The sequence below is a fragment of the Chryseobacterium aurantiacum genome (assembly GCF_003020585.1).
GTDB lineage: Bacteria > Bacteroidota > Bacteroidia > Flavobacteriales > Weeksellaceae > Chryseobacterium > Chryseobacterium aurantiacum.
Genome location: NZ_PXUE01000002.1, coordinates 135,499 through 148,699, shown reverse-complemented (window position 1 = coordinate 148,699; position 13,201 = coordinate 135,499). Strand labels below are relative to the sequence as shown.

The window sequence follows — 13,201 nt, the reverse complement described above, 5'->3', positions numbered from 1 at the left end:
GTTAAAAACGTAAACTATATTGCAAAGTTATGATTCTTAATTTTTAACTCGTAACTAAATTACTATCTTTGCAGAAATTTTTAGAATGAGCAGAGATAATAATAATTCAGACAGACCAAAGAGACCAAGAATTTCAACCAAGAAAAGTTCTGATGATTCTCGTGCTTCCAGATCTGGAAATTCTTCAGGATCAAAACCTTTTAAGAAACCTTTCTCTAAAGATGGAGGTAAAAAAGGTCCAGAACATTCAGGATCCAACTCAAGATTTGAAAAGAAACCATTCAAGAAAAATAACGAAAGCTTTGATAGCTCTAGTGACAATTCTGAATCAAAATCTGAAAATAGAGCTTATATCACGAATAAAAGTGAGAGCTATCCGAAGAAATCTTTTGGAAAACCTAAAAGAGGAGGAAAAAGCTTCGATACGAGAGACAAGTACGAAAGAGGTAGCCTAAAATATGGAAGAAGACCATCTAATGGTGATGATAGAAATGATGACAGAGCAAAATCTTTTGTACAGAAAAGAAGACTGAACAAGATTGAAAAAGATGTTCATAAAGACAGCATCCGTCTTAATAAGTATATTGCTAATTCCGGTATCTGCAGCAGGAGAGAGGCTGATGAGCTTATCACTCAAGGTTTGGTAGAGGTAAACGGAAAAGTGGTAGATGAAATGGGATATCAGGTACAAAAAACGGACAGAGTAGTTTTTGACGGACAAAGTATTACTCCGGAAAAACCTGTTTATGTACTTTTGAACAAACCAAAAGGTTATATTTCTACAACTAAAGACGATAAAGCTAGAAAAACCGTAATGGATCTTGTAGCAAATGCTTCTCCTTACAGACTTTTCCCTGTTGGAAGACTAGATCGTTCTACAACGGGTGTAATTCTATTGACAAATGATGGACACATGACAAAAAAACTGACGCATCCATCTTTTGATGCTAAGAAAATTTATCATGTAACTTTGGATAAGAAGCTAACTGGTGAGGATTTACGTCTTATTGCAGAAGGTATTCGTCTTGATGAAGGAGTCGCTACAGTGGATCAGATTTCATACATTGAAGGGAAACCTAAAAATGAAATTGGAATTGAAATTCATATCGGATGGAACCGTGTGATCAGAAGAATTTTCCAAAGATTAGGATATGAAGTAGAAAGCTTGGATAGAGTAATGTTTGCAGGAATGACGAAGAAGAATATCAAGAGAGGACACTGGAGAATCCTTACAGATCTGGAAGTAAATAACCTTAAGATGCTTTAAAACAATGATGAGTCATGAATTTTAAATTCTGACTTCTTATTAACATCATTATTCTTAAGCAAGAATTTTAAGTTTAAAAAATAAAAAGCGTAGAAATTATTTTCTACGCTTTTTGCATTATTAATAGGTTTTTAAAATAAATGTCTCAAATTTGAGACATTTGTCGTATTTTTGTGGTCATTGAAAAAATATGAATACTCAGCAAAAAATTATTGATACTGCGATATCTGTTTTAAATGAGAATTTTTCTGCAACATTTGAGGATATTGCATTGCGTTGTGGCATTAACAGAAGAACAATTCACCGCTATTTTAAAAACCGTCATGAATTATTAGAAGCATGTAATAAGGACATGATGGAGGCATGGGAGCTTGCGGCTATTAAAGCCTGTAAAAGTTCCGAAGATCCTTTGGTGCAACTTGAACATTTATTATACGAAGGAATTGACAGTGGAACAAAGTATGCATTTCTAATGAAACTGAATGATGATGTTCAACCACTTTCAACATCTTACAAAAGTGAGCAAAGTGAATCCTATTTTAAGATAAGAAATCAATTATTTGAGGCTATTCAGGAATTACAAAAAGAGAAAGTAATAGATAATCAGTTTCCGTTACCGTGGATAAAAATTCTTTTTACCAGTGTAATTTCTGCAACGATTACAGCATTCAGATCCGGAGATATTGCTCATAATAAGGTAAAAGAACTGGCTTGGAACTCATTCAGTAGAAGTATTGGAATCCAATTTAAATAATAGAAAAAAATGATACATTCCTTTTTAATGATAGGTCAGTCAAATATGGCTGGTCGCGGCTTTGCTAAAGAAGTTCTGCCTATCTTTGATGAGCATATTAAGATGCTAAGAAACGGATTATGGCAAATTATGTCCGAGCCTATTAATTTTGATCGTCCCAGTGCCGGAGTTGGACTTTCTGCTTCATTTGCCGCTTCATGGAGGATTGATAATGCGCAAGATGAAATAGGATTAATACCCTGTGCTGATGGAGGAACCAGCCTTGATGATTGGGCTGTAGGTGGTGCTTTATTTGAAAATGCAATATCACAGGCCAGGCTTGCACAACGAACAAGTCAGCTTTCAGGTATTTTGTGGCATCAGGGCGAAAGCGACAGTACCCCGGAAAGAGCTGGGAAATATTGTGAAAAATTACATGAAATTATTGAGGCATTTCGCAAGGAATTAAATGTTCCGGAAGTTCCTGTTGTTATAGGTGGTTTAGGAGATTTCTTATCTGATGGAATCTTTGGACAATATTTTGCATCTTACCCCTTAATTAATAATGCATTGGAAAGTTTTGCCAGAACACATGCAAACTGTTACTTTGCTACAGCAAAAGGACTTACAGCCAATGCTGATGGTATTCATTTTAATGCTCGGTCCCAAAGAATATTAGGAGTTAGATATTATGCAGCTTTTCGTGATCTAATGCATATTTCTGACCCCCTTAATGATGAAGAGCATGTATTGACAACAATCTATAATCGCGATTATACCAAAACAGAAAAAATAAAACTGCTTGAGCATGAATTTGCAGTTGGAAACATTGAAATTAAAGATTATCTGACAGAATTAGCCATAGTGAGTCAGGAGTAAAATATGATAAAACAAAACAACAGCATCAAATGATGCTGTTGTTTTGTTTTTGAGACCTATTGATCTATCCTATTTTATCCCAGTACTGTTACTCCTTTTTCGATCATCTCATAAATGGCATCTCTGCCGTTATCAGGTCTTACATTTACAGCACGTGTTCCGTTAAAGTGAAGACATGTCACATATCCGTTGGCTACGGCATCCTGACAAGTAAATTTCACACAGTAGTCCATGGCTAATCCAACAATTTCTACCAGCTGAATATCATGGTATTTCAAGAAATCATCCAAACCTGTTTTCATAAAGTGATTATTATCCTGAAAGCCGCTATAGCTGTCAATTTCAAGATTTTTTCCTTTTTGGATGATATGAGTTACCTTATCCTGATTCAAATCTTTGTGGAATTCTGCACCAAAAGTTCCCTGAATACAGTGATCCGGCCACATAAACTGTGGAACACCATTTAGAATAATATTTTCACCAACTTTCTTTCCATTGCTGCTGGCAAAGCTTTTATGCCCTACCGGATGCCAATCTTGTGTCAAAATAACCTGGTCATATTCATTTTCCTCCATCAAAAGATTGATGTACGGGATAATTTCATTAGCTCCAGGAACTGCAAGAGCTCCGCCTTCACAAAAATCATTCTGTACATCGACTATTATTAATGCTTTTTTCATATTTAGATTTCTCGAATTTTTGATAAATTTACAAAACTAACAGACAAAAAATTGTCCAAAACTGAATTATCGGACAAATCGGCAATATATTTTTTCGAACTTATAAGAATAAGCCGTGGAATTTAAAAAAAAGTAAACTTTATGGATAGAGTATTTTATTTGGAAGGGTAAACCAAATATCAATAGCTTATCTTTGCAGTAAATAAATATTTTTTATGTCATTCGAGTCTTTAGGATTATCACACAATATTATTCGTTCTGTGAACAAGTTGGGTTATTTAAAGCCATTTCCAATCCAGGAGCAGGCTGTTCCTGTTATTTTACAAGGAAAAGACCTGATGGGTATTGCACAAACAGGTTCTGGAAAAACAGCTTGTTTTGTGATGCCAATTTTAGAAAAATTACAGAATTCAGAGGCTAAAAAAGGCCGTAACGTTCAGGTTTTAATATTGGTTCCTACCCGTGAATTAGCAATTCAGATTGATGAAGTTTTTAGGGCTTTCACAGAAAACTTAAAAAGAGAGATCCGTACTATGGCAGTTTATGGTGGGGTTTCTATCAATCCACAGATGAAAGGAATGTTTGGTGTAGAAGTTCTTATAGCAACTCCGGGACGTTTATTAGACTTAATTGATCATAATGCACTAAGTATTTCAGAAATTCAGCATTTGGTAATTGATGAAGCAGATAAAATGTTTCAGCTGGGTTTTGGTGAAGAAATGAATAAGCTTTTTGCTCTGATGCCTGTGGTAAAGCAGACAACGTTGTTTTCTGCGACTTTAAATGATAAAGTTTCTGAAATGAAGGAACGCTTATCCATTAACCCAACAATTATTGAAATTAAAAAAGAGGAAGTTGAAATTGATAATATCGAGCAACTGGCATATCATGTTTCACCGGAAAATAAAGGTCCTTTTCTACGATATTTAATTAAAGAAAAGAAAGTTGAAAAAGCTTTGATTTTTGTCTCTTCTACAAGATCAGCTGATAATTTGGTTGAGAAACTTAAAAAGAATAAAATTAAGGCAGTAGCCATTCACAGTCAGAAATCACAAGGTGCCCGTAGAAATAATTTAGAAGAATTTAAAGTAAATGGAGCTCAGATTTTAGTCGCTACGGACTTAATTGGCCGTGGTATTCACATTGAGTCTCTCCCTTGTGTTATCAACTACGAATTACCGCGTTCACCATTAGATTATATTCACCGTATTGGTAGAACAGGCCGTGCCAATGAAAAAGGGACTGCTATCAATATTTTAACAGATGATGAACTGCAGCATTTCAGAGTAATTCAGAAAAAAATGGGTAAAAAAGTACCTTTACAAAGAACAGAGGGAATTGATTTGCATGGATATTAATCTATCAATTAAAATAATAAGAGCTTCAATTTTAGATAATTGGAGCTTTTTTTATGCATTGAAAACATTTTCCGTTGTACAATTAACGCTTTCTTCATTTTAAATTCTTGATTTTTTGATAAATTTACGCAGATTACGTTAAAAATATGTCCATACCCCAATTTATCAGAGAAATCGATAATATAAAAATTAAAACATTAATAAATGAATGATCTAGAAAAAAAGAAATTCCCAATAGGAGAGTTTATGGTTCCGGAAAACATCTGTGACACTACTCTGGATACCTACATCAAAGTGATAAAGGACTTTCCAGGAAGATTGAAGAATCTTATTGAACATTTTACAGATGAACAGCTGGATACCCCTTACAGAGAGGGAGGATGGACGGTAAGGCAGCTTGTGAATCATCTTTCAGACAGTCATATGAACAGTTTTATTCGTTTTAAGCTTGCATTAACGGAAGATAATCCAACAATAAAGCCATACGATGAAGCTAAATGGGCAGAGCTTCAGGACAGTTTTCATATGCCTGTAAAACCTGCCATGAGAATGTTAAAAGGGACTCACCAGCGATGGACAGTACTTCTTAAGAGTCTTACCAATAAACAATTTGAGAGAACATTTCGCCATCCCGAGCATAATAAAAGTTATGATCTGAGAGAAAGCCTTGCGATGTATGTTTGGCATTGTGATCATCATTTTGCGCATATTGAAAATCTGAAGAAAGAAAAAGGTTGGTAAAAAAGACTCTTAATCATCCCATATACTTTGAGGAAATTATTGAAAGAATTTCCAAATTATCTGAAAATACTCCTGCAAAATGGGGAGAAATGAATGTGAGTCAGATGCTAAAACATTGTGACCTAGTTCTTCAGGTTGCTTTGAGAAAAATTGAGTTGCCTCCCATTGGTATTTTCTACAAGGCGATAGGAATCGTTACTAAAATGGAAATGTATGTTTTCAATAACGGAATTCCCAGAAACATGCCTACTTTTCAAAAACTAATCGTTAATTTTGAGTGTGATTTTGATGAATCAAAAACCAATCTACTGAAAACACTGGAGGAATTTCGGGCAGCCTGTGAAAACAAAAAGCTGCCGGATAGCCACAGATTATTCGGAAATATGACTGAAAAAGACTGGGAATTTTTAGAATATAAGCATCTTAATCATCATTTAAAACAATTTAATGTATGAGTTTTTTTGATAAAATATTCGGTGGAAAAAGTGAAACACCTGATCAAAAATCTTTCTGGAAAAAGATAGAAACTGAAGAAGATCTGGCACAGGCCATTGAACACTCTCACCAACATAAAATAGCTATTTTCAAGCATTCAACGAGCTGCTTTATCAGTAGAACCGTTTTGAAAAACTTTGAAAAAGAGGTTGAAAATTCTGATCAGGAAATAGAACTGTATTATTTGGACTTATTGGCTCACAGAGCTATTTCAAATAAAATTGCTGCAGATCTTGGGATAAGGCATGAAAGCCCTCAGATAATCGTTATAGAGAACGGAAAGCCCGTCACCAGCGCTTCGCACGAAGACATTTCTTTAAGCCAGATTGTATAATGAAGAATATTAATAATTATTTAGCCAAAGTCTTAAATGTTCCCCTTCAAAACGTGAACACATGCAGTCTGCACTATGAAGTAAAGAAAATTCCTAAAAATCAGTTTCTTCTTCAGTATGGCGAAATATGCAGGCATATATTCTTTGTAGAAAAAGGTCTTTTAAAGATGTATTCCATTGATAAAAATGGTAAAGAGCACATTATACAATTTGCTCCTGAAAGCTGGCTTATTTCTGACCGAAGCAGTCTTTATTTTAATGAAAAATCCAACTATTATATTGAAGCTGTAGAAGATTCGGAAATATTGTTTCTGCATCCTGATTTCTTCAATAAGCTGGTAGAGCAATTTCCAAACAGTATTGAGAGAAGTGATTTCCTTCTTCAGAAACATATCAGAAGCCTTCAGAACAGAATCAATTCTCTCTTGGGCGAAACTGCTGAAGAAAGGTATATGAAATTCATTAAAATGTATCCTGATTTGCTTCTTAGGGTTCCTCAATGGATGATTGCTTCCTATCTAGGCATTACTCCTGAGAGTTTAAGCCGTGTAAGAAAGGAATTGGCAAGGAAAAATTTCATTCCGGATAACAAATAGGGATCAAATCCTTTTGGCAAGATTTCCTACCTGTCTGAGCTTTGCCTGTGTTTCTTCTGACCACGGAAGTCCGATACAAAGCCTCATACAGTTTTCAAACTGCTCCTGAAAGGTAAACATTCTTCCGGGAGCAATACTTATATTCTGTTTGATTGCTAAATCATAGAGTTCGGTAGTTCGTATTTTTTTATCAAATTCTACCCATAGAGATAATCCTCCCTGCGGACGGCTTGTTTTTGTTCCTTCAGGAAAATATTCAGCAATGGTTTGCACATAGTTTTGATAGTTACTTTGCAGAGTTTTTCGAAGCTGTTGAAGGTGCTTTTCATACCTTCCGGATTTTAAAAAATTGGCTACTGCTTCATTTACAATAGAAATAGAGGATGTAGAGTGCAAAAGTTTAAGCTTCAGTATTTTATCCTTATATTTTCCGGGGGCAATCCAGCCTACACGATATCCTGGAGCCAATGTTTTTGAAATAGAACTGCAGTACAAGACATTTCCATCTTTATCAAAGGATTTACAGCACTTAGGACGGGTGGTTCCAAAGTAAAGATCACCATACACATCATCTTCAATCAGAGGAATATTATTTTCCGACAGAATTTTCACAATTTCTTTCTTATTCTCGTCAGGCATACAGCTTCCCAAGGGGGAATTAAAATTCGGAATCAAGAGGCACAGATCAATCTTTGGCAGTAATTTCTTTAATGCATCTATTTCTATTCCGGTAGTAGGATGGGTAGGAATTTCCAGCACTTTTAATCCTAATCCATTCGCCAACTGCAAGATTCCCGGATAACATGGACTTTCAATGGCAATGGTGTCTCCCGGCTTTCCAAGTGCCATGAGACAGAAAGACAGCGCATTCATGCCGCCGTTGGTTGTAATCAGATCATTTTCATTAAGGTTTCCTCCCCATTGCAAGGAGCGTACGGCAATCATTCTTCTTAGTTTCAGGTTTCCCTGAAGTTCCTCATATTCTGTTCCTCCATCTTTTAATTCTCTTATGGCATGTACGATTTCTTTCTTCAGTTTGGCTTGTGGCAAAAGATCTCCGGACGGAATCCCGATGGAAAAAAAAGTAATATCCTTCTTTCCCATATTTTCATACACTTTACTGATAAGTTCATCCGGTTCGTCATTGTTTGCCATTAGAGATGGTCGGCTTACTGCGGATAATGGAAGTTTTAAAGATAATAATTGGCTCACAAAGTAACCGGATTGTGGCTTTGATTCTACAAGAGACTGCGATTCAAGCTCAAGAAAAACACGCTTTGCTGTATTCATGCTTACCTGATGCTCACTACAAAGCATTCTTACTGACGGAAGCTTGTCTCCAGCCTTTAAGACACCATTTTTGATCTGTGCAGCAATGCCGTCTGCTATTTCTGTATATAAAAATTCTTTGCTCATTTTTTTAAACTGTGCTCATGCAAATATACAAAACTGATACTGTGTTTATCAAATTATCCTCTCTAATTTTGACCCCAATAATTAAAGACTTATTAAAATGATGACAGATACAATTTCAAAAGACCAGGCTGTAAGTGGCTGGATCAATGGTTTCATAGGGGTGTTGCTTTTTAGTGGCTCAATGCCCGCCACCAAGCTTGCCGTGATGGAGATGGACCCTATCTTTGTGACTATAGCCCGTGCGGTAATAGCGGGAGTATTGGCGCTTTCTGTTTTATTAATTTACAAAGAAAAGCGTCCTGCCAAAAACCAGATATTTTCTTTAGTATTGGTGGCGATAGGGTGTGTTATTGGTTTTCCTTTGCTTTCTTCATTGGCGTTGCAGTACCTTACTTCTGCGCATTCTATTGTATTTTTGGGGATGCTGCCTTTGGCTACGGCTATTTTTGGAGTTTTTCGTGGGGGAGAAAGACCGCATCCGGTATTCTGGCTATTTTCAATAATTGGCAGTCTTTTGGTGATTGGTTATGCATTTTCCCAAGGAATTTCTGCGTCTCCCATTGGAGATATCCTTATGCTTCTGGCTGTAATTTTATGTGGACTGGGTTATGCAGAAGGGGCAAAGCTTTCTAAAACATTAGGCGGGTGGCAGGTTATCTCATGGGCCTTGGTTTTATCTTTACCCATCATGCTTCCGTTATTCTTTATTTATTTTCCGTCTCATCTTGAAACTGTAAGCTTTAAAGGATGGTTTGGGCTTGGTTACATTTCCTTATTCAGTATGTTTATTGGATTTATCTTTTGGTATAAAGGGTTAGCTCAGGGAGGAATTACCACGGTGGGTCAACTTCAGTTGTTACAGCCTTTTTTCGGACTTGCACTGGCTGCATATCTTCTTCATGAGCAGGTAAGCATAGGAATGCTTGGGGTAACAATTGGTGTTATTCTGTGCGTTGCGGGCACTAAGAAGTTTGCTAAATAACCAAAAATAAAAAATGGTGACCTCGATCATAAAAAAACAATGAATAATAGTATACTTTTGAAATATAAAGACACCAAATAGGGATCATTCATGCAATATTTCTCTTAAATAAGTTAGTATTAAAACTGAGAAAGTAAGCTACAATAAATATTGATCCAATATAGATTTAAAAACCCGTTTTGTCTTTTATGAAAAGCGGGTTTTGTCAGCTATATAAAAAACTGAAATATCAATAATTCGTTTTGTTTATTTTTTAATATATTATATTTAAAATTATTAATAATTGATGTGAAAAATTATTATATTAGTTAAAAAATTAAAATAAGATGCATTGGTTTAACTTTATTTAACTTTTAAAAAACTCCGTAAGGTTCAATATTTGTATCCATATTAAGTAGAAAGAGATAAAATGCTGAAAAATTGAAGACTGTAAAATTTTATATTAAAAACAGCTTATTGATCTTTATGAGTTCCACATTGAAATTCTAAATAATTATGAAGACGATAAGCTGTATGAGCATTGATGAAAACCTTCTGAGATCCTTTGGGGCAGAAGAAAAAACCTTTAAAAAGCGAGAAAGTATTTTTAAGGAAGGAGATCATGCGGTTTATTATTATCAAATTACCAAAGGGAAGATAAAACTTAATAATTATAATGAAGATGGTAAAGAGTTTATTCATAATATTTTAGGGAAGAATCAGAGTTTTGGTGATGCTTTACTTTTTCTGAATCAATATTATCCTATGAATGCCGTAAGTCTTGAGGCTTCTGAAATTGTCAGGCTTTCCAGGAATAATTTTATGGAGATGCTTCGGCAACATCCAGATCTCTCACTAGAAATGAATGCCTGTTTTTCTCAGGAAATATTTTATAAGCTTAAAATGGTACAAAGCCTTGCCTCACAAAATCCTATCCAGAGATTAACAGGCTTGCTCAATTATCTTAAAAGCTATCACGACAATGATTGTGCCCATTCTTTTCCTGTACAATTTACAAGACAGCAGATTGCTAATTTGGTGGGACTTCGGGTAGAAACAGTGATCAGAACTTTGAAAAAAATGGAAAAGGAGGGGATTATCACATTTAAGGACAGAAAAATTTTATATTAACAGCATGAACATGACTCAGATCATAAAAAAATGAGTTATTCAGTTGTAGATTTGATAGGTAATTTTTCTGTACAATTCTGAAGACCTTAGTAAAAGGCACATAAAAAGCATTTGCTTTTATTAATCATTCTTTTAATTGCGATACCTAATTGTTGCCGCCTCATAATAGAGTTTTTTCTATAGGGCTTATCTAACCATGAAATCAAAATATATGGACTGTCATAAAATAATAAAAACCCTCAGACACAAAGATTTTATTAAAGTAGCTCATACAGGAACGTGTTTTGAAGACGGAGCTGCAATTTATGCTAAAGAGATCAGAGAAAACATTTTTCTTTTATTCATAATCCTGAAAGATATTGATATTGAAAATATACAGGCATTAATTGCTCATTTCGATAGCTTTAACAGCATAGGAATAAAAGAGCCGGAGCAGGTTATGTTTTATCTTTCTATTAAGGATAAAGAAGATCTGCATTATTTTGAACAGTATTTAAAAACATCTAATAACTAATACCTTTTTAAATATATGGTTTTTGAAAACGATACTTTACAAAATTCCGGATTGAACGATAAGAGTAATGCAATGGAGAATGAGTCTTTATTTCCGGTCATTATCAATTCCTATGGGGTTACTGCTTTTCTGATCAAGTCCTTGGAAAAGATTAAAAATAATGCAAAATGTGAGATTCTTAAAAACGTTATAGATAATTATATAAAAGAATATATACTTCATATACGGGAATTTCATACTCAAAATATTGTAGACACCTCTGATATGGATACGGAGATAAGAGTGGATTCTCCCTATTTTTCGTTATATGCCAAAACGGCTTATTATAAAGTAATGAAAGAGGAAGAGGACATTCAAAAGCTTCTTCATATGTTGGAAAAGGACAATATAAAATAACGGGAACACTCCTTTCTTTTGTTTGAAGGTTTTTAAAATCAAGTAACCATGAAGGCCCAAGAATTATTATTGGGGATGAAAGTCATCCTAGAGATCAATGTATTGATATCATTGTTTGGAATCTCGAAATGGAGAGAAATGCTCACCCATTAATCCAACACCTTCACACCCTTGAAATACAGTGTTTTTGATCCATTTCTGATTCCTAAACTCAATTTCTTAACCTATCATTTAAAATAGAATACTATGGAATTTCAAAAAAATCTTCTTGATTATATAAGTCAATCCCTTATGACTACAGGTGAAAGTATTTCGATTGCAGAAAGTGTTACATCTGGATGCCTACAACTTGCTTTTTCTCAGATGCAAAATGCTTCCTTATTTTATCATGGTGGAATTACCGCTTATACTTTATCTCAAAAGGTAAAATTATTGAAAGTAAACAGTGAAGAAGCTGAAGAATGTGACTGCGTTTCTGATACAATAACGGAGACCATGGCATTACATGTTGCCCAACTTTTTGACACCGACTGGTCTATTGCAACCACAGGATACTGCACACCTATAAGGAGTTCATCCTATAAAACCTTTGCCTATTTCTCATTTTCCTATAAAGGAGAGATTATCCTTACCAAAAAACTGGAACTGCATCCTAAAACCCAGGCTCTTAGTGCCCAGCTTTATTATACCGAATTTATTTTGGGATGTTTTAAAAGTGAGCTGAACAGGGTATTAATTTTAAAATAAAAAAATTCTGGAGCACAAAGAGAAGTAATTAAGTCCTACATAACTGTTTTTTATCCATTTGATTTTTGGAAAAAGGATCTCCTGAGTCAAAAACGGTTGATGTGTCTTATGATGAAACTTCTTAGCTCTTATTAATCCTAGGTTTAGCTTTCATAACAGCAAAATAGGACGTTGTAAAAGCAGAAAGGCTTTGATAGCCCACTTTATAAGCAATTTCACTCAAGGTGTACTGCTGGGTGTCAATTAATTCAATGCTTTTTAAAATTCTTGTCAGTTGAAGGTATTTTTGGAGGGTAATTCCTGTTTCACTTTTAAAAATACGCTGCAGGGTTCTTACCGACATTGTTGCTTTTTCGGCCAGAGAATCTATATCCAGATTATATTTAAAGTTGGCGTTAATGTCATTACAAACGGGAATAAGCCGAGCATCTCCCGGAACAGGAATTTCGAGCCCGCTGCTTTCCTTATAAAAATTGGGAAGACTTTTTAAAATGGCCTTAAAAAAAATATCCTGTTCTTCATTATTTTCCAATGATTGATTCCATTTTGAAGCATACAATAACATTTCTTTCAAAACAGGAGGAGCTGCAAAGACCTGAACATTCTGATAAAATTCCTCCTCAAAGACAGATTTGAATAAAAAAACCATTAGGTTGACAGTTTTTGCCTCCGAGGTAATTTTATGGGCCTTTCCTGATGGAACCCAAATAACATGGTGCTGGGGAACAAGGTAAATTTTCTGATTAATATGAAAATACTGGTAACCATCCTCTACAAAAGTAAGTTGGGCACGGTGGTGAATATGCTCATAGTCATCATGTTTCCAGCCTTTTTCGCACCAAACATAAGCTTCTTTTGCTATGGTATCTACAAACTGGCTTTCGGTTTTTTCAATCAGTCCACATTTCATGTTGTCGTTTTGTATATATTTTTTGGCAAATTTAATAAAAACG

At 34.9% G+C, this 13,201-nt stretch carries 16 protein-coding genes; 13 read left to right on the top strand and 3 right to left on the bottom strand.

All coding sequences use genetic code 11. The features are described from left to right. Positions 1-85: 85 nt before the first annotated feature. The 3 genes from C7D53_RS07150 to C7D53_RS07140 all read left to right on the top strand — a co-directional run bounded on the left by C7D53_RS07150 (position 86) and on the right by C7D53_RS07140 (position 2,879). Entirely contained in the window at positions 86-1,267 is a 1,182-nt protein-coding gene (locus C7D53_RS07150; RefSeq protein WP_106915718.1) for a pseudouridine synthase, read from the top strand. Positions 1,268-1,457: 190 nt separating this feature from the next. Beyond that, complete coding sequence (locus C7D53_RS07145) at positions 1,458-2,021, top strand: TetR/AcrR family transcriptional regulator (protein ID WP_106915717.1); 564 nt, start codon at positions 1,458-1,460, stop codon at positions 2,019-2,021. A gap of 9 nt (positions 2,022-2,030) precedes the next feature. Further along, positions 2,031-2,879: a sialate O-acetylesterase gene (locus C7D53_RS07140; RefSeq protein ID WP_106915716.1), complete on the top strand. Its 849-nt coding sequence runs from the start codon at positions 2,031-2,033 to the stop codon at positions 2,877-2,879. A gap of 74 nt (positions 2,880-2,953) precedes the next feature. Here C7D53_RS07140 and pncA read toward each other — a convergent pair whose 3' ends face one another. Continuing rightward, positions 2,954-3,559, bottom strand: coding sequence for a bifunctional nicotinamidase/pyrazinamidase (gene pncA / locus C7D53_RS07135; RefSeq protein WP_106915715.1), 606 nt, complete (start codon positions 3,557-3,559; stop codon positions 2,954-2,956). Between the two features lie 215 nt (positions 3,560-3,774). Here pncA and C7D53_RS07130 point away from each other — a divergent pair, with 215 nt between their 5' ends. The 5 genes from C7D53_RS07130 (at position 3,775) to C7D53_RS07110 (ending at position 7,083) form a co-directional block, all read left to right on the top strand. Continuing rightward, the gene (locus C7D53_RS07130; protein ID WP_106915714.1) at positions 3,775-4,917 is read left to right on the top strand and encodes a DEAD/DEAH box helicase; all 1,143 of its coding nucleotides are present in this window, start codon (positions 3,775-3,777) and stop codon (positions 4,915-4,917) included. A gap of 204 nt (positions 4,918-5,121) precedes the next feature. Further along, entirely contained in the window at positions 5,122-5,658 is a 537-nt protein-coding gene (locus C7D53_RS07125; RefSeq protein ID WP_106915713.1) for a YfiT family bacillithiol transferase, read from the top strand. Continuing rightward, on the top strand, positions 5,652-6,113 hold the full coding sequence (locus tag C7D53_RS07120) for a DUF1569 domain-containing protein (RefSeq protein WP_228422236.1): 462 nt from the start codon (positions 5,652-5,654) through the stop codon (positions 6,111-6,113). The genes C7D53_RS07125 and C7D53_RS07120 overlap by 7 nt, the downstream gene beginning before the upstream one ends. Further along, positions 6,110-6,487, top strand: coding sequence for a bacillithiol system redox-active protein YtxJ (gene ytxJ / locus C7D53_RS07115; RefSeq protein ID WP_106915712.1), 378 nt, complete (start codon positions 6,110-6,112; stop codon positions 6,485-6,487). The genes C7D53_RS07120 and ytxJ overlap by 4 nt, the downstream gene beginning before the upstream one ends. Next, on the top strand, positions 6,487-7,083 hold the full coding sequence (locus C7D53_RS07110) for a Crp/Fnr family transcriptional regulator (RefSeq protein ID WP_106915711.1): 597 nt from the start codon (positions 6,487-6,489) through the stop codon (positions 7,081-7,083). The genes ytxJ and C7D53_RS07110 overlap by 1 nt, the downstream gene beginning before the upstream one ends. Positions 7,084-7,086: 3 nt before the next feature. Here C7D53_RS07110 and C7D53_RS07105 read toward each other — a convergent pair whose 3' ends face one another. Then, positions 7,087-8,499: an aminotransferase-like domain-containing protein gene (locus tag C7D53_RS07105; RefSeq protein WP_106915710.1), complete on the bottom strand. Its 1,413-nt coding sequence runs from the start codon at positions 8,497-8,499 to the stop codon at positions 7,087-7,089. 97 nt (positions 8,500-8,596) lie between these two features. Between C7D53_RS07105 and C7D53_RS07100 the strand changes: the two genes are divergently transcribed. From C7D53_RS07100 to C7D53_RS07080, 5 genes are all read left to right on the top strand, one after another. Beyond that, positions 8,597-9,481, top strand: a complete 885-nt coding sequence (locus C7D53_RS07100) for a DMT family transporter (RefSeq protein WP_106915709.1) — start codon at positions 8,597-8,599, stop codon at positions 9,479-9,481. A 495-nt stretch (positions 9,482-9,976) separates the two neighbouring features. Beyond that, positions 9,977-10,591: a Crp/Fnr family transcriptional regulator gene (locus C7D53_RS07095; RefSeq protein ID WP_228422234.1), complete on the top strand. Its 615-nt coding sequence runs from the start codon at positions 9,977-9,979 to the stop codon at positions 10,589-10,591. A gap of 211 nt (positions 10,592-10,802) precedes the next feature. Then, positions 10,803-11,105 (top strand): hypothetical protein, encoded by a 303-nt coding sequence (locus C7D53_RS07090; protein ID WP_162926116.1) that lies wholly within the window; start codon positions 10,803-10,805, stop codon positions 11,103-11,105. A 15-nt stretch (positions 11,106-11,120) separates the two neighbouring features. Continuing rightward, positions 11,121-11,501, top strand: coding sequence for a hypothetical protein (locus C7D53_RS07085; RefSeq protein WP_106915706.1), 381 nt, complete (start codon positions 11,121-11,123; stop codon positions 11,499-11,501). 246 nt (positions 11,502-11,747) lie between these two features. Next, positions 11,748-12,248: a CinA family protein gene (locus C7D53_RS07080; protein WP_106915705.1), complete on the top strand. Its 501-nt coding sequence runs from the start codon at positions 11,748-11,750 to the stop codon at positions 12,246-12,248. Between the two features lie 121 nt (positions 12,249-12,369). Here the strand turns inward: C7D53_RS07080 and C7D53_RS07075 are convergent, their stop codons facing one another. Next, complete coding sequence (locus C7D53_RS07075) at positions 12,370-13,158, bottom strand: AraC family transcriptional regulator (RefSeq protein ID WP_185126684.1); 789 nt, start codon at positions 13,156-13,158, stop codon at positions 12,370-12,372. Positions 13,159-13,201: the final 43 nt, after the last annotated feature.